This window comes from Pedobacter puniceum, from assembly GCF_009674685.1.
In the GTDB taxonomy this organism is placed as follows: domain Bacteria; phylum Bacteroidota; class Bacteroidia; order Sphingobacteriales; family Sphingobacteriaceae; genus Pseudopedobacter; species Pseudopedobacter puniceum.
Genome location: NZ_WKJI01000003.1, coordinates 446,043 through 469,378, shown reverse-complemented (window position 1 = coordinate 469,378; position 23,336 = coordinate 446,043). Strand labels below are relative to the sequence as shown.

Sequence of the window (23,336 nt, the reverse complement as noted above, 5' to 3'; positions counted from 1 at the left end):
ATTTTAGTGGTATAGGATTTGATTTGTGTGCTACAAATTATTTTTATGTGTAAGGTCTACATCATACCTTTTTTAATTTCATCAATACTTATCACATCCTGTACCAATTCTTCTTTAAGAAGAAAGAAAGTACAGGCTGTTAGGAAATCTTACATTAAAAATTTCGAGACCATTAATCTAGATTATCAGCTTAAAGAAATCTCTGGAATAACTTTTATAAATGATAGTTTAATTGCTGCCGTAGAAGATGAAAACGGTATTGTTTATTTCTTAGATCTTAACGAAAAGAAAATCATCCGGAAATTAATTTTTGAAGATTCTGGAGATTTTGAAGACATCACGAAAGTTAAAGACGATCTTTTTATCATCAACAGTAAGGGAAATTTAACTCAAATTGTATCTTTTGAAAATAAAAAACCTCAAGTTATACAGCATAAAACCGATTTTAAGAAAAAGAATGATATAGAATCTGTTGTTTATGATGAGGCTCAACATCAATTATTAATTGCCGTAAAAGCAGAAGATTTAAAAGGTAATGAAGATAAAAAAGCGGTTTATACTTGCTCTTTAAGTAATTACAAAGTAGATGAAGACCCTTATCTAAGTATTTCTCATCAAAAACTATTAGCCATTTTTGAAGGCGACCGTTGGGAAGAGCTATCCAAAGCTTTTCTAAAAAAACTTGGAAACGAAAATCTTAACAAAGTTTTTAGTCCTACGGCTATGGCTATACATCCAAAAGACAAAGATTTATACATCCTATCCTCAACCAATAACTTTATTGTTGTTGCTCATCATAAAAAAATTAAGCAGGTTATTTCTTTGATTGGAAATGCTTTTACACAACCAGAAGGTATTGCTTTTAACAGTAAGGGAGAGCTTTATATTTCTAATGAAGGAAAAAAATTAAGTGGCAATATTTTAAAAATCACCTCTATCTATGACAAATAAGTTTAAAATATCATTTATCGTTTTAAGTAGCTTTTTATATGCTGCTTGCACAACCTATAAGCCTTTTTATGCGAAAAAAGAGAAAGAATGGCAAACAGCAAACAACCCAGACACCTTAAGTCTTAAATACACTGTTTTTTTAGTTGGAGATGTTGGTAACCCTGATTTGAGCAGACAAGAACCTACATTGAAACTAATGGAATCGCAAATGTTTAGTTATGATACTGTGGTTGCTAAAAATGGTTCAGATACGCTCATTAAAAAATTATCTAACCCTAAAGACGTAGCTATTTTTTTGGGAGATAATATTTATGATAACGGCTTACCAGAACCTGATGATTATGACCGTAAGGAAAAAGAAAAACGACTGGTAGAACAGCTAAAAGTTGTAAAAGATTTTAAAGGCCGTAAAATTTTCATTCCTGGAAACCACGATTGGAACCACAGCAGACCAGGCGGACTTGCGGCTGTAAAACGTCAGGAGCAATTTGTAGAGCAATATCTGGATAGTACTGATGTATTTATCCCGAGTAATGGCTGTGCAGGACCGGTAGAAATTCAGATGAATAAAGATTTGGTGATTATTGTTTTAGATAGCGAGTGGTGGCTACATAAATACAGTAAATCTAACCGATATCAACAAGGTTGTACAGCGGTTTCTAAAGAGCAGGTGCTTACTCAAGTAAAAGACATCATTCTAAAAAATAAAGGGAAAAACATACTTTTCACGCAACATCATCCGCTGTTTTCTAATGGTAAACACGGTGGTTATTTTACACTGATAGATTATATCTTCCCGCTTACTTTAGTTAAAGATAATTTATACATTCCGTTACCTGTTTTGGGTTCTTTATATCCTTTATTGAGGCAATATGGTTTATCCAGACAAGATATTTCTAATAAAGATTATCAACAGCTAAGAAATGGCTTACTTTCTATACTTAACAATGCAGAAAATGTGGTTTTTGCCGCTGGCCATGAGCATGCTTTGCAGTTTACCAAGTATGAGAACTTAAACCATATTATTAGCGGAGCTGGCAGTAAAAACAGTGCGCTTTTTAAGGGCAATAACGCTCTATTTGGTCACGGAACAAAAGGCTTTGCCCGCTTAAACTATTACACCAATGGTCAATGTTGGGTAGAGTTTTGGGAACCTGTGGAAGATGGCTCTACCGGGAAATTGGTATATCGAAAACCTCTTTACGCTACAGCACCTACCAAAGCTGAAATAAAAGAAGAAGACTTGTTAGACCTTCAAGATTCTATGAAATACGTAGCCGTAGGCAAACAGTACAGGGCTTCTAACTTTAAAAAGAAGATTTTAGGTGAACATTACAGAAACGTTTGGGCTACACCTGTAGAAATTCCCTATCTAGATTTAACTAAATATGCCGGCGGCTTAAAACCTTTACAACTTGGAGGCGGTAAACAAACCACTTCTTTACGGATGATAGGCAAAGACAGCATCCAATACCAATTTAGGACAGTTAATAAAGATCCGTCAGATTTATTACCCAATGGTTTTGAAACTACTTTTGCTGATGATTTCTTACAAGACCAAATATCATCTGCCCATCCTTTTGGGGCTTTAACTATACCAGAAATGGCTAGTGCAGCCGGAATTTATCATACCAAACCACAATTGGTTTATATGCCTTATTCCAGATTATTAGGGCCATATTTAGCTGAAGTTGGAGGCAGAGTTGGTATCATAGAAATAAGACCCGATGAAAATTTATCTCTATATAAAAACTTCGGGAGGACCAAAAACGCTATTGGTACAGAAACCTTATATGAAAAACTTAAAGAAGATAATGATAACGAGGTTGACCAAAAAAGCTTCTTAAAAGCCCGCTTGTTTGATATGCTTATTGGCGATTGGGACAGGCATGAAGACCAATGGCGTTGGGCCGAGTTTGAAAAAGACAAAGGTGCTATTTACAAACCTATCCCTAGAGACCGCGACCAAGTATATACTAAATTTGATGGCTTATTACCTTCGCTTTTTAAAAGTTTTGTGGCAGACATACAACATTTTGGTTATAAAATTAAAGACCCAGCCGAGCTCTCTATTGCTGCTAGAAACTTAGATAGAAATTTCTTAAACGAGCTTAACCTTAAAGATTGGCAAAAAATAGCCAAAGAGCTACAAACAGAACTTACGGATAGCGTGATAGTAAACGCTGTAAAAGCTATGCCTAAAGAAGCCTTTATGGTTTCTGGTAATGAAATTATAGAAAAATTAAAATCCAGAAGAAATCAACTACATGATGTTGCGATATCTTATTATAAAACTTTAGCTAAAGAAGTTACCATTGCTGGGTCTGATAAATATGAATATCTAGAAATTACAAGAGAGGCTGATAGCACCTTGGTTTGTCTATATAAAACCAGAAAAGAAGGGAATATCGATACTATAATCTATTCTAGAAAGTTTGCTAATAGCCTTACCAAAGAACTTAATTTTTTCCTTTTGGATGAACGCGACAGTGCTGTAGTGAAAGGAAAATCTAAACATCCTTTAAAAATTAGAATTGTTGGCGGAGATGGGAAAGACCGTATAACAGACACTTCTAATACTGGTAAAATAGTTATTTATGATACGCCAGAAAATAACATCAGCGGAAGCAAAAACACCAGAATTGTACTTTCTAACAAAGCTTGGATTAACCAGTATACTCCAAATTGGTTTAAGTACGATAAGGCAGGTATTGCACCTTCTGTAGATTATCCAAACGGTTTAGATGGCCCTTCTTTTGGCTTATCTCACCAAATAAAACGCTATGGTTTTAGAAAAGACCCTTATGCTTTTGAGCAGAAAATAACTGCTTTATACGCCCCTAAAAACGGAGCATTTGAAGTAAAGTATAGAAGTATTTTCCACTCGCTATTTGCTAAAAAATACGATTTAGTTTTTAGCGGAGATTTTGCCGGACCAGCATACAGTTTTAATTTTTATGGGATAGGAAATAGTACGCATAATGAAAATCATGTTGATTTTTACAGGGTACGTTCCAGAGCTTTACAGGCAAATGCTTATTTCCAATACCGTTTATCTGAAAGGGCCAAGTTTGGTATTGGACCAGGGCTAGCTTACGTAGATATTATGAAAAACAGGCCCAATAGCTTTATTGGTAATTTAGCTGATGATTTTTCTAATACAGATAAGTTTATCACGCTAAAATCTTATGCTGATTTAGATTTACGAAATAGAAAAATCAATCCGCAAACGGGATTCAGATGGTTAAGTACCATCAACTATATTTGGCAAACCAATGCAGAGCAATATAAACATCTAAACTTATACACCAGCTTTAGCGGTTATGCTACGCCTAATATTTCTTTCCCTGTAACTTTTGCTGTTAGATTAGGTGCAGAAACTAATATTGGTGATTATCAGTTTTACCACGCTAGCTCTTTAGGAAACAATGAAAATTTAAGAGGCTTTAGAAATCAACGTTTTTCTGGCAAAACAGCCTATTTTGCCAACACCGAGGTTAGAATACCTGTTACCAAAATACGCGGGTATATCTTAACCGGAGATTTTGGTGTATTTGGTTTTTACGATACTGGCCGGGTACACTCTGCACAAATTGAAAGTAATACTTGGCATCAAGGTTATGGGCCAGGTATTTGGCTAAACCTTTTTGACAATATTTTTGTAAGCTTAGGTTATGGCTTTTCTAAAGAGGATAAAGTGCTTTCTTTTAATACCGGATTTAGGTTTTAACAAAAAAAGCAGAGCCTTATCAGGCTCTGCTTTAAATATAAACGAACAAAAAACTTACTGAATAAAACTGTTTGTGCTATATATGTGATACTCGCCTGGCGCCAAAGATTTAGTATAATTACCCGTAATAGTGATGGTTTCGCCGCTAATAAAATCTTTCCATTGGCCTGTAGTTGGAAATTCTACATTGGCATTTCTAGTAATAACATCAAAATTACCTACTACTACAACTCTGTTATTTTGACCATTTAATACCACACTTTTTACTGCTCCGCCAAGTGCATATTGTACGTTGGTAGTATTGAAAACATCATTCTTAGTTTTCAATTTTATAAACTGTGCAAACCTATTATACAAAGCTTTTCTTTGGGCATTGCTATTATAAGTCCATAATACAGGTTTTTCTCCTGTTCTACCATTTTGATTGATAGAGATATCATAACCTAATTCGCCAAATTGCCAAAGCATTTTGGGGCCGGGTATAGCAAATAAAAATGCTGCTACAAGTTCTTGCCTTTTTAATGCTGTAGCTAAATCTTTCACATTATAAGCTCCAGATGTATTGCCAAATTGTAGATTTTTATACATCATACGCTCTTCATCATGGCTTTCCATATAAGTTACCAAACCTGCTGTTTGCGTAAAGCCATGTGTGCTTGCAACTGCCCTGCTCAAATCTGATGTAGCCACAAAGCCCATACTAGCCTCAGTAAATGCATGGTTCATGTTGTTCCAAAACATCATACCTTCATCGGCAAGTTCTTTTTCCTCCAAATCAACGGCAAAATGTTCTAGAATGACATAGAAGTTATTGGCATCTAGGCTCTTCATGTAATTGTTGTAATTTTTCCAGATGGCAACTCTGCTAGCATCATAAGCACTCCAAGCACCAACGCCACTTTCTGTAGTACCAGAATTTTTCTGCGTAAATCCTTTAGATAAATCAAATCTGAAACCATCTACTTTAAACTCTTGCATCCAAAATTTCAGTACATTTTTAGAAAAATATTGGGTAGCCTCACTTTCATGGTTAAAATCATAACCTACATTGAAAGGATGACGAGCATCGGTATTGAACCAAGGATTATTTGTGCTTGGTTTGCCCGCAGCTTGGTCAAAATATAGCTGTACCATTGGAGATTGCCCAAAAGAATGGTTTAATACCATATCTAAGATAACAGCCATCCCACGGCCATGACATTCATCAATTAAAGCTTTTAAAGCATTTTTAGTTCCGTAAAATTTATCAACGGCAAAGTAGAAAGATGGGTTGTAGCCCCAACTAGAATTTCCCTCAAACTCGTTTAAAGGCATAAATTCTATCGCGTTAACGCCTAGTCTGCTTAAATAATCTAGGGTATCTTTTAAGGTTTGATAATCTCCTTGCTCTAAGAAATCTCTTAAATGTAGTTCATAAATAACCAGTTTATTTTTATCCGGACGGGTGAAACTTGCATTTCTCCAAGTATAGGCTGTTTGGTTAGCTTTAAATACACTCACAATACCTGTTGTTTTACCTGTAGGATAAGTTTTAAGGTTAGGATAAGTGATAAAAGGTATTCCTGCATCTTGTTGTGGGTCTAAAACTTTTTCGCAATAAGGGTCTGCAATACGTAGGTTTCCATCAACCAAAAATTGGTAAGCATATTCAACATTAGGATCTAAATTATCTACTTGTATCCACCACCTACTACCATCAGGTGTTTTTTTCATGAAATAAGTTTGCTCTGTTTGCCAATTATTAAAATCGCCAATTAAATATGCAAACTGCTTGTTAGGAGCAAATAAATTAAAAATGGCCGATCTACCACCGTTAATAAAAGTTATACCATCTTTTGCTCCTGCTGGTAATGCTGCTGTTTCTACGGCCCCGTTAATGATAAACTCAAAAGAAGCATTGGTAGTTTCTGCACCACTGCTAGCTGTTACTGTAATCAGTTGCTTTCCTGTAGCAGTAATTTTGGCTGTTGCCGATATTTTATTGGTGTTAGCTGCGTTTCCTAAAGGATTTCCGTTTAGCTGTAGCGTTAAATTTGCAGCTTTAGAAGATACAGCCGTAACAGCTAATTCTTGCCCAACCATGGTAATTTTAACCGCTGGTGCTGGGGTGTAAAAAGGCTCAAAAGCTGGATTTAAGAATTTAACATGAAGTTTATCAGCCTCGTAAAGTGGGATATAAATATCACTATTATCACTATTTCTACCTACACTGCTGCCATCAGCGTTTCTAAAAACCATGGCTAGTTTTAGAATTTTCTCTCCGGCTGGTACCGCATAAAACTCCCTTGGGTTTAAAGTAAACTTATACTTTCCACCGCCAACGGCAGTCATTTTAGTAGCAGCAACAGGCTGAGTAAAATTGCTGTTTTTCACATATTTCCAGTCTGATGGACTTGTACTTTTATCAGTAATAACACCAGTATGCACATAAATATCTCCACTAACACTTTTTAACCCTCCGTTGCCTTTACCAGCATCATAAATAAAAGTAAAAGCTTGGTTTTCAGAAGGAAAATCTGTCTCTAAACTTATTAAAGCACCTTCTGTTACGGCTGTAGAGGGTTTTTCTTCTGTATTTCCGTTAATCGCATCCTTTTTACAAGCTGTAAAAAGAAAGGCCAAAAACATCCCATAGAAAATAATATTTTTCATTTGCTTCATTTTTGTTTCTTTATTGATGATAAATCATCCTCATCTGCAGAACTAAGTGTATAAACTCAGTTAAACGAGATTAATGAGTATGACTCTTCTTATTATCTTGAATGTATAAGACAGAGATAGCACCCAAAATCATGAAAATGCCTGCCATGACGATGGCATAAATTGCCTCTCCGTTATAAAAATGTTTTACTATTAGTCCGCCAAAAAAACCATTTACAATTTGCGGCATGGTGATAAAAAAATTGAAGATACCCATGTAAACCCCCATTTTTCTAGCTGGTATAGACCCCGATAGAATGGCATAAGGCATTGCTAAAATGCTCCCCCAAGCCAAGCCCACGCCTACCATAGAAATGATAAGCATATTAGGATCTTGAATAAAATAGATAGATAAAAGCCCAGCACCACCAGCAGTTAAAGAAAAAGCATGTGCTATTTTTTTGCTGGTTAACCTTACAATGGCAGGTAAAAAAAGTGCATAAATAGCAGAAACGGCATTGTAGATACCAAATAAGATACCTACCCAGTTTCCAGCATCGGCGAAAGCTACAGAATTGGTATCACCAGGTGCTACTTTATAAATATGATTGGCTATAGCCGGAGTAGTAAAAACCCACATTGAGAACAAAGCAAACCAAGAAAAAAACTGTACCAAACCTAACTGCCTCATGGTTAAAGGCATCTTAGAAAAATCGGTAAAAATAGAGCTGATACCTTTAGATTCTTCTACCTCTTCTTCATCTTTAGAAAAAGCAGCCATTTCTGCTGGAGAGTATTCTTTGGTACTTACTACTGTCCATAAAATAGAAGCTAATAATACCAAAGCGCCCGCATAGAAAGCATAAATCACATTATCTGGCACAAAACCACTGGCAGCTGTTTTAGAAACCCCAAAGTATTCTGATAAAATATAAGGCAGCCAAGAACCGCTAACGGCACCAACACCTATCAAAAAGGTTTGCATAGAAAAGCCTAAACTTCTCTGGCTTTCTGGAAGCTTATCAGCCACTAAAGCTCTAAAAGGCTCCATAGCAACATTAATAGAGGCATCCATAATCATAAGCATACCGGCACCAATAAGTATTGGGGGCAGAAAGTAGGCAAGCAAAGCAGCGTTTGGCATTAAGGTTAAAGCCAAGGCAGTTAAAATAGCCCCTATTAAAAAATAGGGTCTTCTACGACCAAATCTATTCCAAGTTCTATCGCTATAATAACCAATAATGGGTTGTACCAACATACCTGTTACTGGGGCAGCCAACCAAAAAAGAGAAAGATGTTCCACATCGGCACCAAAGGTTTGTAAAATACGCGAAGCATTACCGTTTTGTAAGGCAAAACCAAACTGGATTCCGAAGAAACCAGCACTCATGTTAAAAATTTGCGCAAAACTTAATTTAGGTCTTTCCATTGGTTTATCTCTTTTGCTTAGGCAACAATGTTTACAATTTTTTCTTTATGAACAATGTAAATTACGGTTTCTGCTGCAATTGTATAGTCTTTATCAAACACTTTTATCGTTATCGCTTCCGCTGATTTATTGCTAATTATAATTTGCTCATGCCCTATTTTTATATTTAAAACATACACCCTAAAGTTGATGGTGAAAGAGAAAGACTCCCAACTATCCGGTAAAAAAGGGCTAAATTTTAATTGATTATCGCGGACACGCATACCAGCAAAACCTTCTACAACACTCATCCATGTACCTGCCATAGAGGTGATGTGTAAACCATCTTCGGTATCATTATTATAATCGTCTAAATCTAAACGGGCGGTTCTTAAATAAAATTGATATGCCCTTTCCTGATCGCCTAAACGAGCGGCCAAAATACTATGAATACAAGGAGATAAAGAGCTTTCATGTACGGTACGGGGCTCGTAAAAATCAAAATTTCTTCTTAAAGTGTCTTTATCATAATCATCCTCAAAGAAATATAAGCCTTGTAAAACATCGGCTTGTTTGATAAAACAAGAACGTAATATTCTATCCCAACTCCATTTTTGGTTTAGTGGCAAATGCTCTGAGGCAAGTTCTGACACCAAAGTTTGCTCTTTATCTAAATAACCATCTTGTTGTAAGAAAACCCCAAGCTCTGTACTAGCAGGGTAATACATGCCTTTTACAATGGCATTCCAGCTGCTAAACTCTGCAAATTCATCTAGCTGTAGTTTTTGAACAAGCTTTTGATAAACATGAGGCTGATTATCTTTTACATAAGTTGCCGCTTCTATTGCATATTTTAAGCACCAGGTGGCAATTGTATTTGTATACCAATTGTTATTAATGTTGTTTTCATACTCATTTGGCCCTGTTACCCCCAGCATAACGTAAGCGTTTTTAGCAGCGCTCCAGTTAACACGTTGTTTCCAAAAACGAGCGATACCTATTAAAACTTCTAAGCCATAATCTGCTAAATAATCAGCGTCTCCGGTATAACGGATATAATTATAAATTGCATAAGCGATGGCTCCATTTCTATGAATTTCTTCAAAGGTGATTTCCCATTCGTTATGGCATTCTTCACCATTCATGGTAACCATAGGGAACAAAGCAGCACCATCTGTAAAGCCTAGTTTCTGAGCGTTTTCTATAGCTTTATCTAATTGCTTGTAGCGATAAATTAGCAAGTTACGTGTAACTTCTTGTGCCGATGTAGATAAGTAAAAAGGCACACAATAAGCCTCGGTATCCCAATACGTAGAACCTCCGTACTTCTCGCCTGTAAAACCTTTAGGACCAATATTTAAGCGAGCATCTTTACCCGTATAGGTTTGATTAAGTTGGAAAATATTAAAACGTATAGCTTGCTGTGCTTTCACATCTCCTTTAATCACGATATCGCTGGTTTCCCATTTTGCAGCCCAGGCAGCAGCCTGCTCCTCAAGCATATTATTGAAACCCTTAGCTACAATTTTATGCAGCAATTGCTCGCTAATGTGTTGTAATTTATCTTTTGGATGATTTTCTGAGGATAACTGTACAGCATATTTATGTAGAACAATACTATCTCCGGCTACAACATCTGTTACTGCCAAATGCGATACAAATTTCTCGCGATGGGTACTCGCTGGCTTTATAGCAACAGGCTTATTATTCTTCTGTATAAAAACTTGTGTGGCCGTACAAACTTCAAAAAAGGTTTTCTTAGTCTCTAAGGTTAAAAGAGCAATATTCCCAGAAACAGCCCTTGAAACTTCGTTCCAAAATTTCTCATCGTAATTAGCATCTTGGTTTTGGATATCGCCGTCTGTAAAACTGGTAATTTGGATAGTTCCAGCAAAGTTTAAAGCTTTTATGCTATACTGTAAAGCACCTGCTTCATCATCAACAATACTATAAAAACGCTTTGCATGAACTTGTAACTGTTTGCCGCTTGTTAATTCTGCTATAAAGCTTCGCTCCAGATAGCCTTCTTGCATGTTTAAAACACGCTTAAAATTGGTAACTGTACAAGTATTTAAATCCAGAATTTCATGATCTATTTTTATCTCTAAACCAATCCAGTTTGCAGCATTTAATACTTTTGCAAAATACTCGGGATAACCGTTTTTCCACCAGCCTACACGTGTTTTATCAGGATAATAAACCCCAGCGATGTAGTTACCTTGCAATGTTTCTCCGCTAAAAGTTTCTTCAAAATTGGCTCTTTGGCCCATACGGCCGTTGCCAATACTAAAAATACTTTCAGATATTTTATTTAAATGAGGATCAAAACCTTCCTCAATAATATTCCACTCGTTTGCTTTGATGTAATTTTTCATAAACCTCTTTGTTCTTATAGGCCTCTACTCTTCTCTAACTTGTTTAAAATTTGCGCTACGCTTTGGTTTTCTAAATTTGGTAGTACCCAATCGGCATTTTTTAAAATGCTTTCTTCGCCAATACCAATAACCTGCATATTTGCATTTTTTGCTGCTTCTATCCCCGCAAGGGCATCTTCAAAAACCACACATTGTTGTGGCGCTACTTGTAATAATTGTGCTCCTTTTAAAAAAACTTCGGGATTTGGTTTAGATGCTGAAACTTCATTTCCATCAACTATAACATCAAAAAATGAGGTTAAACCAGTACGTTCTAGAATTAAGCCCGCGTTTTTACTAGCCGAGCCTAAAGCGCATTTAATACCTGCTGATTTTAATGAACTTAATAAGCTTTGCACTCCAGGTAAAATTTCCTGAGCTGTCATCTTATCTATCATTTCTACATACCACTGGTTTTTTAAAGTGGCAAGTTCTTGCACTTCTTTAGCTGTTTTTTCTACACCACCCCAGCCCAAAATCAGGTTTAAAGAATCTATCCTACTGATGCCTTTTAACTGCTCATTTTGAGCTTCAGTAAAATCAAAACCAAGTGTATTGGCTAGCTTTTTCCAGGCTTTAAAGTGATAAACTGCGGTATCTACAATAACGCCGTCTAAATCGAAAATAAAAGCTTTTATAGTACTCATTGCAGCTCCATTACCAAAGTACTTATGCTCGGAATTTCCATGGCTACGCTTAAATCGTATACTTTTCCGCTTACAATATCCTTTGCCTTTTTAAAACCTTGAGTTCTTTCGCTAAAGCGTGATGTTTCTAACGACATAACTTTATCATTACTGTTTACCACCACCATAACGGTTTTAGCATTATCGTATCTGAAATACACATAGACACCGTCTTGTGGTACAAATTGCATCAGTTTGCCAGTTTGTAAAGCTGTTGTTTGCTTGCGGTAATTAGCTATGGTTTTGATATAGTTGAAAACATCATTTTCTGCAGCTGTTCTACCCTCGCTGCTAAACTTATTTACTTTATCTTCTGCCCATCCACCAGGAAAATCAGAACGTACCAAACCATCGGGATTAGAAAAGTTCTTCATCATGATTTCTGTACCATAATAAAGCTGTGGTATGCCTCTGGTGCTTAACAACATCGCTAAACCAGATTTAAACTTCTTTACATCCTCGCCAACGATAGAGAAAAACCTGCTCATATCATGGTTATCTAAAAACACAACATTTCTGCTGGCATCTTTATAAATAAAATCTTGTGATAAAACGGAGTATAAACGGTTTACACCTGTAGTCCAGTCGAACTTACCATTTAAAACATCATAAATAGCGTCTTTAACTTGTACATCTGTAACACCTGGCAAACCTGTATCAAAACCTTGTCCTATGGTATTGCCTTCCGTAAAATAAGCCTGACTTACTACTGAGTTTACCAAAGTTTCGCCAAAAATGCCTAAGTGCGGGAATTCTGCTTTCATTTGTGCAGCCCATTTAGCCATATATTTTAGGTTATTGTAAGGATAAGTATCTAACCTTAAACCATCTATCCCAGCATATTCTACCCACCAAATGATGTTTTGGGTGATGTAATTTTGTACAAACTCGTTCTCCTGATTTAAATCGGGCATGGTACGTACAAACCAACCATCTAACATTTGCTTTTTATCTGCAGCTGCAGCATAAATATCCATTAAGGTTTGGTCTTTATAAGTGGTTTGGGTGTAAGTAGGCCATTGGTGTACCCAATCTTTCATGGGCATATCTTTAATAAACCAATGCTCATTGCCACTGTGGTTATGTACCACATCTTTAATTACTTTAAGGCCTTTAGCATGTGCCTCATCCACAAACTTTTTGTATAGCTCGTTAGAACCGAAACGAGGGTCTATTTGATAATGGTCTGTAACTGCATATCCATGGTAAGACGCCAGTGGTTGGTCGTTCATTACCTCGGGGGTTAACCAAATAGCCGTAGCACCAAGTTCTTTGATATAATCTAAGTGATTGATGATGCCTTGAATATCGCCACCATGACGATAGTACATAGAATCTCTGTTTAGAGCAGTTTCTTTTAAGCCTTTAACAACATCATTATTTTTATCGCCATTGGCAAAGCGGTCTGGCATCAATTGATAAATAAAATCTTTATTGGTAATGCCCTGAATTCTGTTTTTAGCGTCTCTTTCTCTTAATTCGTAATTGTAAGCTAAAGTTTTAGCTCCTTTTTTAATAAACTGTATTAAGAATTTTCCCGCTTTCGCTGATGTAGAAACCTCTAAATCCAAAAACAGATAATTAGGATTTTCTACCTGATGTACCTTTTTTAAGCTAACACCTGGATAATTAAGCTGCACCGTTCTTTCGGCAATTTTATCGCCATAGATGATGAGTTGCAGCTGCTGGTTTTTCATCCCTACCCACCAAAACAAAGGCTCTACCCTTTCTAATGGTTTTGGAGCAGCAAATATTTGCAGACAAAACAGCAACAAGAATATAGAGAGTAATTTTTTCATAACAATTGCTTTTTATTTTTTACCACGATAAAGTTATTTTACCAGTATCGTTTTTGATGATTAAGCTTTTAGCTTGATATCCTTCTGCCGGATTGCTATTCCCTTGCGGATCAAACCTTGATATTGGCGTTAATAAAGACACAAATTCATTTTTAGTATTGATAGATTTACCAGTATTTTTTAAAGCTTTTAAATCATCAAAACCTGTAAATACAACCTTGATATAGTTAAACTTAGATTTATAGTTACCTTCTACTTTATCAAAAACTAGGCTTTTAGTACTTGGGCTATATGAAATTACCCTTTTAAAGAACTCGCCTTTTTCATAGTTATAGCTATCGCCATCATCTTCATAATAAACATAGTTATTGTTCAACTCGCCTTTATAAACATGGATAGTTAAAGTATCTGTAGGCTTTTCTGCGGTTGTTTGTATTAAAGACTGCATCGGGATGATACTGCTTTCTTTAACATAAACCGGTAGTTTGTGCATGTTTAGTTGTATAATTTTTTCTTGATTACCTTGCTCTTTATCAGCCGTATACAGGTTGTACCAAGTAGCTTTAGGAAAATATACTTTTCCATACTTATCTGTACTTTCAAAAGGAGCTACCATAATGGCTTTACCAAAGAAAAACTGATTTTGGAATTGCGTATCGTAAACTTTATCATCATGTGTATAGTCAATAGCTAAACTCCTCATGATAGGTTGGCCACTTGTGCTTGCCTCATAAAATGCGCTGTATAAATAAGGAAGCATTTTATACCTTAAGCTAATGTAGTTTCTAGAGATTTCTAAAACTTCTTCGCCATAGCTCCACGGTTCTGATGATTTGGTATTTACCGCCGTATGATTTCTAAAATAAGGGTTAAAAGCACCAATCTGAATCCATCTGGCATAAAGTCCTACGGTTGGATTTCCTGTAAAACCGCCTATATCCATCCCTGTAAAGGCAACCCCACTTAAGCCTAGGCTATTCATTAATCTTACGCCTAAAAGCATATGATTATCTTCAGAACGGTTATCGCCTGTCCACTTTGCAGTATAACGCTGCATACCTGCATAGCCCGCTCTGGTTAAAATGAAAGGACGTTTATTTGGTACTTGCTCTGTAATTCCTTCAAAACTAGCTCTTGCCATCTGCATACCATAAACATTATGTGCTTGCTTATGCGATGCCTTCATCCCATCATAATCAAACAATACGTTTGAAGGCATTTTTTGACCCCAAGTAGCTATCTCGTTCATATCATTCCAGATACCAGACACACCCGTTTCTGCAAAAAACTTCACTTCCTTTTTCCACCAATTTCTTGCTTTATCACTTGTAAAATCTGGGAAATGACACCAACCCGGCCAAACCTGCCCGCTGTAGTTTGTACTATCAGGATATTTGATAAAAATATTATCGGTTAAGCCACGCTCATATGCACCATAATTTTTTTCAACTTTAATTCCTGGGTCTACAATAACTGTTGTTTTAAACCCCATTGATGATAGCTTTTTAGTCATCTCTAAAGGGTTTGCAAAACGCTGTTTATCCCATGTAAATAATTTATAATTGTCCATATAATGGATATCTAAGGTGATACCATCAGCAGGGATTTTTTTCTCTCTTAGTGTTTGCGCTATACGATACACTTCTGTATCGGGATAATAGCTATAACGGTTTTGTTGGTAACCTAAGCTCCATAGCGGAGGCATTTTCATGCAACCAGTTAAGGCAGTGTAAGAAGTAATTATATCTGCCAGATTTTTGTGGTAGATGAAATAATAATTCATTTCGCCACCTTGTGCTCCAAAAGACGAAAAACGATTGTTAGAAGCACCAAAATTGAAATCACTTTGGTAGGTATTATCTAAGAAAATACCATAATTTAATTTGTTGTGGATACCTATATAAAAAGGTATGGTAGAGTAAATGGGGTCTTGATCTGTACGGTAGCCAAAAGCATCGGTATTCCAGTTGGTATAGCCGTTTCCTTTACGGTCTAGGTTACCTGTTTTTTCTCCTAAGCCGATGAAACGTTCACCATCTTGCATTTTTTTATAGGTTGTAACCTCCTCGCCAACCCAAGACGTAGTTAACCCAACTTCATCTTGGTTGATAATTTTCCCATCAAGCGTTTGAAAACTTATGGCATATGGTTTTTTTTGGATAACAGCTTTTAAAGAATCTGTCTGGATGATAACAACATCATCTGTTTGTGAGATATTAACTTTTGTACTTTTTGGCTGCGAGATGACAGCATAAGAAAAATCTTTCTTTAGGCTTTTATCGGTACGAACTCTAATAATGTTAGCACTGTAAACAGTAATTTCTGTTTGTGCATGGTCTGTAGTTAAATTTACTTTTTGGTTATTTACCACTACTGATTTTACATTACCAATAGGTAAAACCTGAGCATCAGCATCAACGAAGTTTAAGCCTAAAATGGTTAAGGTGGCTAACACTCCTCTAAAAGTCATCTTCATAAAAAAGTCTGCTATAGTTTAAAAAAAGCAGGGAGCTTGCACTCCCTGCGATAAGAATTTTTTATAATCTTGTGATGGTGTATGTATTGGTTACGGTGCTAAAAGAAATACGGTAATTTCCTGCTGTAGCAATATTTATATCTCCACCACCAGAAACAAGTTCACCGTTTGCACCACCATAGTTAGTTCCCCAATCATCATTTTTTCTGAATTTAATTGCACCTACAGTAAGCGGTAAAGTTACGCTCCATGTTCTGGTACCGTTGTTATAGGTCATGTCTGTATCGGTAGTCCAACCGCCTGGTGTTGCGCTGCCAATAATTCCGTAAGTGAAACGCTCAAAAGCTAAAGTATTAGCATTTAAATCAGCAATTAAACGATAGCTACCAGCTGCTGGAGCGCTTAAATCGCCACCACCAATAGCAATTGAACCTGCTGCTGAACCAGTACCGTATTCTGGCGGACCCCAAGATTTTTTGGTTAACATTTTAAAGCCTAAACCATTTGATGGGAAATTGATAATACCTTCATAAATACCATTACTGGTTGCAGAAATTAAGCTGTCTGCCGTTGCCGGATTCCAGCCTTGGTAAGCACCTGGTACATAAATGAAAGAAATTAGCGGATAAGGGTTAACTCTTAATGCTACAGGAGCAGAAAAAACTGGTGCTATATTGTTGGAGATGGTAGATTTTAACCTTACCTGAACATCAGAATTTACACCAGTTGGTAAACCTAAAGACAACATCACCGCATTAATATCAATAACTTTAAATGTCTTCTTGGTACTGTCTTTAGAAAGGATATACTCTCTTGGAGCGGCAAAATTAGTGCCGGCTAATGCAAACTGTAGAACTCTTGTAACTGCCGCATTATAACCATAATCTGGCTCGGTGAAGTTAAAAGTTATAGCATTTTTATCTGCATTTGGCTTTGTTAAAGTTAAAGCAGTTGCCGTTGCACTTAACTCTCCGTTAGATTTTATTTCTGCAACAGCAAGCTCTCCGTCTTTCTTGCAAGCAGCTAGTACCAAAAGCGCTAAACTTCCAAGTACCATAAATTTTGTAAATAACTTTTTCATTATCTTAATTTTTAAAGATGATAAAGGTTTATATCAAGCATCAGCTTAAAGCTGATGCCTGTAAATTTTAATAACCTGTATTTTGAATTAGATTTGGGTTAGCAATAACATCTGCCGATGGAATTGGGAAAATAGTTCTGAAACTTTCTAAACCTTTTCCTGCTTTAACTCCACCTTTGAAAGGCCATAAATAAGCATCGCTGGTATATTTCTGGAATCTTATTAAATCTGTTCTTCGGTGCGCTTCCCAATAAAACTCGCGACCTTTTTCTGCTAATATATAATCAAGATTATAGCTGGTAATATTACCCGCAGTACTACCATTATAAGCTCTAGTACGCAATCTATTTAAGTAAGTAATAGCTTGAGCTTCTGTACCTCCACTACCACCTCGTTTTACAGCTTCAGCATAAATCAAAAACATTTCTGCTAAACGGAATAAAGGGAAATCTGTAGATGCAAAAGTTCCATTTGATGATGGTGCTGCAACACCTGCTGAAGTTAAATTGCTGAATTTAGTTGAGGCCAAACCATCAGTAAAAGCAGAAACATCATCAACATTGAGTTTCCCATCAAAAAACATGGCTCTTCTATCGGTATTTCCGCTTCTATCATCAAACAATAATGGTAAAGTTTGTTTTGCTCTATTTCCACCCCATCCACCATTTGGAACACCAAATGTTGCAGGACTCATAGCTGCATTAATAGAAGAATTGATTAAGAAAGTTGTACCTCCGTTATTTAGAGATTTAATACCATCGTAATTGATAGATAAGATAACCTCTGGATTATTTACATTATTATCTGCTCTAAATAAATTTCTAAAAGTTGGCATTAAGGTATAACCAGCATTTATTACTCTTGATGAATAAGTAATAGCATCGGTATATTTTGCATTTCCTGCACCTAAATAAACTTCGGCATTAAGATACATTCTAGCCAGTAAAGCCCAAACTGCTGCTTGGTCTGCCCTACCATATTCATTAGTTCTTGGTGCAGCCATATCAGCCTCGATGGCTTTCAACTCGGTTTCGATATAAGTAAATAAAGCTGCTCTTTTAATTTGATTTGGTAAAAATTTACCTACCGCATCATTTTCTGTAATAAAAGGCGGATTACCAAATAAATCCATCAAAACCCAATATTGGAAAGCTCTTAAGAAACGAGCTTCTGCTCTAAACCTTTTAATCTCTGCTAAATCAGCCTGAGATAAGCCTCTACCGCTTAGTTTATCATCGGTAGATTCTCTTAAAAACTCATTTGCAACAGTAATTTGGAATAAACTACGAGTATACAAACCTCTTAATAAAACGTTACCTGGTGTCCAGGTTTGGAAATTTAATTCTGGCAACCCTGGGTCGTTCCATGCGCAAATTGCTTCATCGCTGGTTAATTCTTGTGCGTTCCAATATAAACGTAAGAAGTCTGATGTACCAGCATCTATACCTCCCAAATCACTACTTCCTGGGCCAGAGTTTCCTGTTAAAGCATAGCTACCATACACTTTAGCTAATACTTGTTTGTAGCCATTTAATCCTGTAAAGGCAGATTCTGAAGTAAGATCATTAGTAGGTCTTAAATCTAAATCTTTTGTACAAGAGCTTAAAGTTGCAGTAACTAAAGCTAAAAGGGCTATTTTTTTAAAATATCTATTTTTCATTTTCTATTTTATTAGAAGGTGAATTAAAAATCAAGATTTAAACCCAAAGAGAAAGTTCTTGGTCTTGGGTATAAACTAAAATCAATACCATTACCAATTTCTGGGTCTAAACCGCTGTAATTGCTAATTACAAATACGTTTTGGCAATTTAAATTTAAGCGAAGGTTAGCGCTACTTGCTTTAGATAACCTGCCTAGGTTATAACCTAAACCAATATTATCCATTCTTAAGAAAGAAGCATTCTCTATGTAGTAATCTGATAAGTATTGGTTATTGATAAACTGACTTCTAAATATTTCTGAAGTAGCATTTGCAACATAACCACTCGGGTTTAAGATGTTACGCTCTACCCCAAAGTTAGAAGCTACGTTGTTGTACATATAATTACCAAAATTGGCTCTTAATACAGTACTAAAACTCCATTTTTTATAGTTTAACTGTGTAGAGAAACCTAAAAGAGCATCTGGCGCTGGTGATTTATAACGATATAGATCGCCTGCTTCACTAATGACACCATCGTTATTTAAATCTTCATAAACACCTTCTAATGGTTTTCCATTGGTATCATAAACTTGTTTATATACATAGAAAGAGAATGGCTCAAATCCTACAGAATGCGTTTGGATAGTACCGCCGGTTCCACCAGAAAATCCTCCAACCAAAATATTAAAATTAGGATCTGGCACCAAAGTAAGGTTGGTAATTCTGCTTCTGTTTAAAGTTAAGTTGAAGCCTAAATTCCAGTTAAAATCTTTGGTTTTGATAGCGTCTGCAGAGATATTAAACTCCAAACCTCTATTTTCTACGTTACCAATATTGGTTAATAAGAAGTTATTGAAGTTACTACCTACCGGGATAGGAACGTTTGCTAATAAATCTTTGGTTTTTTTGAAATAAACATCAATACTACCATTGATACGGTTATTTAAGAAACCATAATCTATACCTGCATTGTATGTTTCTGTTTCTTCCCATTTGATATTGCTATCGTAAGCAATAGGCACAAATAAGTTAAAGAACTGGTTACCAAATTGGTACTGAGAATCATTCTGACTTACAGCGTAGTTTGGCAGGTAAGAAAAGTTACTGATACCATCTTGCTGACCTGTAATACCGTAACTTACGCGTAATTTAAGATCAGATAAACTCTGAACATTTTGTAAGAAAGATTCGGATTTTGCTCTCCAGGTGAAAGATGCTGAAGGGAAAACACCCCATCTTACATCTTCGCTAAATCTTGAAGAACCATCTGTACGTATAGAGGCTGATACAATATACTTATCGCTTAAAGTATAAATCATACGTCCGTAGTACGATTGTAGATTATTTCTAGGAATATCAAAAGGGAAAGTAGGTTCAGTACCCGGAATAACATCACCGTTTGCCCTTAAATTAGGATAATTAAAATTAGTTGTACGATTATCGTAGTAACCATAACCCGCAGTTACGTTAATATTGCTATTTAAAGAGCGTAGATTTTTATTATAGTTAAGATAAAACTCGCCTATTTTATTGTTAATTTCTTGTAGATATTGCGTTCTTGAGCCTCTTGTACTAAAACTTTGTGCTGCAAATTCTGGTACAAAAGTACTTCCTGTACCTTTAGCAACATCGTAACCCAAATTTAAATTAGCATGTAACTCTGGTAAGAAATGGAACATGTAATCTAATTGGATATTTCCTAAGCTTCTGTTTACTTCGCTATTATCCTCACGCTGCATGATTAAACCCATTGGATTTCTCGGAGCGTTTGGATTAGGAACAGCATTAGCACCGCTACCATTAGCATACTCAAAGAAACCACCAAAGATGTTTTCTTCATAAACCGGTTGCGTTGGATCAAACTGTAAAGCCGCACCAATAGCCCCTTGGTTAGCAAACCTTGATTTTGATAAAGAACCTTTAACGTTTACATCTACCTTCAGATGATTATCAAAAAATTTAGGTGTAACACTTAAAGAACCAGAGGTACGATTTAATTTATCTCTCAATAAAACCCCTCTTTGGTCTAAATAACCTACCGCAACACGGTAAGGAATATTTTTAACAGCCCCAGAAATACTTAAATTATTATCAGAGTTAGTGGCTGTTTGATAGATTTCATTTTGCCAATTGGTATTAGATTCGCCTAAATAACCAATATATTGAGCAGTTGCTCTTGGATTATTAGTTACATAATCTCTTAACTCTTGTGCAGATAATACATCAATCTGACTACCCAATGTAGATGCTGAAAGTTGAGAGTTAAAGCTTACAACTGGTTTGCCAGAAGAACCTTTTTTGGTGGTAATTAAAATTACTCCATTTGACGCTCTTGAACCATAAATAGCTGTTGCTGATGCATCCTTTAATACTGTAAAAGTTTCAATATCATTTGGGTTGATTAAGCTTAAAGGATTAGCCGCACCAGAAATAGCACCAACAGAAACAGGTACACCATCAATAACAATAAGAGGATCGTTAGAAGCATTTAAAGAAGCTCCGCCACGAATACGAATAGTACTACCACTACCTGGAGCACCACTATTTGATGTTATTTGAACCCCAGATACCTTACCAGCAATTAACTGCTCTGGAGATACAATGTTTCCTCTTTGGAAATCTTTAGAGCTAACAGCTGTTACGGCACCAGTTAAGTCTTTTTTAGCTACAGAACCGTAACCAATAACAACCACCTCATTTAGACTTTTATTTTCGGGAACCAACGAAAAATTAAGAACCAGTGGTGTTGTAGATATGGTAACTTGTTTCTTTTGTTCTACATATCCAACAAACCTCACAGTTACGGAAACGTTCCCGGATTTAATTCCAGAAATTTTGTAGTTACCGTTTACATCAGTCTGAGTGCCTAAAGATGTTCCATCGATAAACACAGCAGCCCCTGGCAAAGGCTGGTTAGCTTCGTCAATGATTTTACCTGAAATACTTCCGCTCTGAGCTTTTACAACTACAACGTTCAGGATTAAAAGTAACATCAAAAGACCACACTTTTTTAAGTAATAGAGTTTCATTTTGATTAGTTTATTTTGGTATTATAAATTGGTTTACAAATTGTCTTTGTCTGACAAGAACTAAGTTACTCTTATGTTCTAAAAAACAAAATTTTAAATAAAAAAAATATTCCACATCTATTTTCTAAAAAATCAAAGTGTATTTTGACGCATAAACACAAGGTATTATATAAACACAATCAACTGATTAACAATAATTTACATAAAACAAATTACTAACTTATTGTATTTATTACACAGTATAATTTTGACTAATTTTTCGGGAACGATACCGGTATCGTTCCCGAAAATGTGAATAACTTTTATGTTACTCGAGCCAAAATTCTTCCTGATTTTACAATTTGTTTAAAAAAATTTAATTTTTTCGCCTCTTAAATTGACTGAAATTTCTAGTGATTTTTGTGAGAATTTTTTAAGATTTACTAACCTCCGCTAGAGCGTCGCTGTATTAACTTTGAGTTGAGAATCAAGTTATCTGATTCTGAAAAATCTCCGCCAGATTCCATCGCTCTAAATAAGATTTTAGCCGACTTTACACCCATATCAAATGCAGGTTGAGTAATGGTGGACAAGGATGGATTTAATAGTGGAGCAATCTCTAAACTAGAAAAACTGATGACTTTTAAATCTTCCGGGATTTTAATTCCTAATTCATAAGAAACGTAATAGGTAGAAAATGCTAACCTTTCTACAGAAGCAAAAACGCCATCAGGCTTTAAAATTTTAAAAGCTTCCTTTAAAATAAGACTATTGGCTTCGTAATCGTTACTGCAATCTATCACGTATTCATCTACGTAAGGCAAACCATGCTTCTTTAAAGCATCTATATAGCCGTTCATACGTGTTTTACCAATAGATAGATTCTTATTTACAACTAAATAGGCTATTTTTTTGCAGCCGGCTTTTATCAAATGTTCAGTAGCATCAAAACTACTTTCATAATCATTAGTGGTGATTTTTGCGGTATCAATATCCTCATAAACCCTATCAAAGAAGACCAAAGGCATTCTTTTGCTTTTTAGCTTTTTTAGGTATTGATGATCATTAGCTTCGCCAGAAACAGACATGATGACACCATCTGCCCTACCGCTGTTGAGGTGCGTAATGTAAGCTACTTCTTTTTCGTAATTATCATCGGTAACGTAAATTAAAACATGATAATCTTTCTCTCTAGCCACCCCTTCTATACCTCTAATTACTTGTGAGAAGAAGTTATTAGCAATCTCTGGAACAATAACGGCAATGGTTTTGCTTCTTTTCTCTCGCATATTACTAGCCAAATGGTTAGGCTGATAATTAAGCTCTTTGGCCATAGCGAGAATACGCTCTTTGGTTTCTTTATTAATATCACTATGCCCTCTAAATGCTCTAGAAACTGTGGAAGTAGATAAATTTAGTTTGGCAGCTAACTGTTTGATATTAATAGCATCCATAATTTTATAATATATAGTTTAAAACTAGCAATTTTGTGTGATTTGTA

At 35.8% G+C, this 23,336-nt stretch carries 12 protein-coding genes; 2 read left to right on the top strand and 10 right to left on the bottom strand.

Translation table 11 applies throughout. The features are described 5' to 3' along the window. The first annotated feature begins 45 nt into the window (after positions 1–45). Positions 46–951 carry an SdiA-regulated domain-containing protein gene (locus tag GJJ64_RS13340; protein ID WP_154288266.1) on the top strand — a complete coding sequence of 302 codons (906 nt, stop codon included), beginning with the start codon at positions 46–48 and terminating at the stop codon, positions 949–951. After that, positions 941–4,681, top strand: coding sequence for a metallophosphoesterase (locus GJJ64_RS13335; protein WP_154288265.1), 3,741 nt, complete (start codon positions 941–943; stop codon positions 4,679–4,681). Before GJJ64_RS13340 ends, GJJ64_RS13335 begins: the two co-directional genes overlap by 11 nt. Positions 4,682–4,735: 54 nt before the next feature. Here the strand turns inward: GJJ64_RS13335 and GJJ64_RS13330 are convergent, their stop codons facing one another. The 10 genes from GJJ64_RS13330 to GJJ64_RS13285 all read right to left on the bottom strand — a co-directional run bounded on the left by GJJ64_RS13330 (position 4,736) and on the right by GJJ64_RS13285 (position 23,289). Then, positions 4,736–7,333 carry a DUF4961 domain-containing protein gene (locus tag GJJ64_RS13330; RefSeq protein WP_229655538.1) on the bottom strand — a complete coding sequence of 866 codons (2,598 nt, stop codon included), beginning with the start codon at positions 7,331–7,333 and terminating at the stop codon, positions 4,736–4,738. A gap of 79 nt (positions 7,334–7,412) precedes the next feature. After that, on the bottom strand, positions 7,413–8,750 hold the full coding sequence (locus GJJ64_RS13325) for an MFS transporter (protein ID WP_154288263.1): 1,338 nt from the start codon (positions 8,748–8,750) through the stop codon (positions 7,413–7,415). A 17-nt stretch (positions 8,751–8,767) separates the two neighbouring features. Then, a complete protein-coding gene (locus GJJ64_RS13320) occupies positions 8,768–11,104 on the bottom strand; it encodes a glycoside hydrolase family 65 protein (RefSeq protein ID WP_154288262.1) in 2,337 nt (778 codons plus the stop codon). Between the two features lie 14 nt (positions 11,105–11,118). Then, complete coding sequence (gene pgmB, locus GJJ64_RS13315; protein WP_154288261.1) at positions 11,119–11,790, bottom strand: beta-phosphoglucomutase; 672 nt, start codon at positions 11,788–11,790, stop codon at positions 11,119–11,121. Further along, positions 11,787–13,628 (bottom strand): glycoside hydrolase family 13 protein, encoded by a 1,842-nt coding sequence (locus GJJ64_RS13310; RefSeq protein ID WP_154288260.1) that lies wholly within the window; start codon positions 13,626–13,628, stop codon positions 11,787–11,789. The genes pgmB and GJJ64_RS13310 overlap by 4 nt, the downstream gene beginning before the upstream one ends. Before the next feature lie 19 nt (positions 13,629–13,647). Next, complete coding sequence (locus tag GJJ64_RS13305; RefSeq protein WP_154288259.1) at positions 13,648–16,104, bottom strand: glycoside hydrolase family 31 protein; 2,457 nt, start codon at positions 16,102–16,104, stop codon at positions 13,648–13,650. Between the two features lie 61 nt (positions 16,105–16,165). Further along, positions 16,166–17,185: a SusE domain-containing protein gene (locus GJJ64_RS13300; RefSeq protein WP_154288258.1), complete on the bottom strand. Its 1,020-nt coding sequence runs from the start codon at positions 17,183–17,185 to the stop codon at positions 16,166–16,168. 67 nt (positions 17,186–17,252) lie between these two features. After that, on the bottom strand, positions 17,253–18,845 hold the full coding sequence (locus GJJ64_RS13295; protein ID WP_154288257.1) for a RagB/SusD family nutrient uptake outer membrane protein: 1,593 nt from the start codon (positions 18,843–18,845) through the stop codon (positions 17,253–17,255). A 23-nt stretch (positions 18,846–18,868) separates the two neighbouring features. After that, the gene (locus GJJ64_RS13290) at positions 18,869–21,856 is read right to left on the bottom strand and encodes a SusC/RagA family TonB-linked outer membrane protein (RefSeq protein ID WP_154288256.1); all 2,988 of its coding nucleotides are present in this window, start codon (positions 21,854–21,856) and stop codon (positions 18,869–18,871) included. 422 nt (positions 21,857–22,278) lie between these two features. Continuing rightward, on the bottom strand, positions 22,279–23,289 hold the full coding sequence (locus GJJ64_RS13285) for a LacI family DNA-binding transcriptional regulator (protein ID WP_154288255.1): 1,011 nt from the start codon (positions 23,287–23,289) through the stop codon (positions 22,279–22,281). Positions 23,290–23,336 lie beyond the last annotated feature (47 nt).

What these genes read in the sequence shown, in the direction of transcription:
- GJJ64_RS13340 (WP_154288266.1), top strand. Translation starts at nt 46, where the DNA reads ATGTGTAAGGTCTACATCATACCTTTTTTAATTTCATCAATACTTATC.
- GJJ64_RS13335 (WP_154288265.1), top strand. Translation starts at nt 941, where the DNA reads ATGACAAATAAGTTTAAAATATCATTTATCGTTTTAAGTAGCTTTTTA.
- GJJ64_RS13330 (WP_229655538.1), bottom strand. Translation starts at nt 7,333, where the DNA reads ATGAAAAATATTATTTTCTATGGGATGTTTTTGGCCTTTCTTTTTACA.
- GJJ64_RS13325 (WP_154288263.1), bottom strand. Translation starts at nt 8,750, where the DNA reads ATGGAAAGACCTAAATTAAGTTTTGCGCAAATTTTTAACATGAGTGCT.
- GJJ64_RS13320 (WP_154288262.1), bottom strand. Translation starts at nt 11,104, where the DNA reads ATGAAAAATTACATCAAAGCAAACGAGTGGAATATTATTGAGGAAGGT.
- pgmB (WP_154288261.1), bottom strand. Translation starts at nt 11,790, where the DNA reads ATGAGTACTATAAAAGCTTTTATTTTCGATTTAGACGGCGTTATTGTA.
- GJJ64_RS13310 (WP_154288260.1), bottom strand. Translation starts at nt 13,628, where the DNA reads ATGAAAAAATTACTCTCTATATTCTTGTTGCTGTTTTGTCTGCAAATA.
- GJJ64_RS13305 (WP_154288259.1), bottom strand. Translation starts at nt 16,104, where the DNA reads ATGAAGATGACTTTTAGAGGAGTGTTAGCCACCTTAACCATTTTAGGC.
- GJJ64_RS13300 (WP_154288258.1), bottom strand. Translation starts at nt 17,185, where the DNA reads ATGAAAAAGTTATTTACAAAATTTATGGTACTTGGAAGTTTAGCGCTT.
- GJJ64_RS13295 (WP_154288257.1), bottom strand. Translation starts at nt 18,845, where the DNA reads ATGAAAAATAGATATTTTAAAAAAATAGCCCTTTTAGCTTTAGTTACT.
- GJJ64_RS13290 (WP_154288256.1), bottom strand. Translation starts at nt 21,856, where the DNA reads ATGAAACTCTATTACTTAAAAAAGTGTGGTCTTTTGATGTTACTTTTA.
- GJJ64_RS13285 (WP_154288255.1), bottom strand. Translation starts at nt 23,289, where the DNA reads ATGGATGCTATTAATATCAAACAGTTAGCTGCCAAACTAAATTTATCT.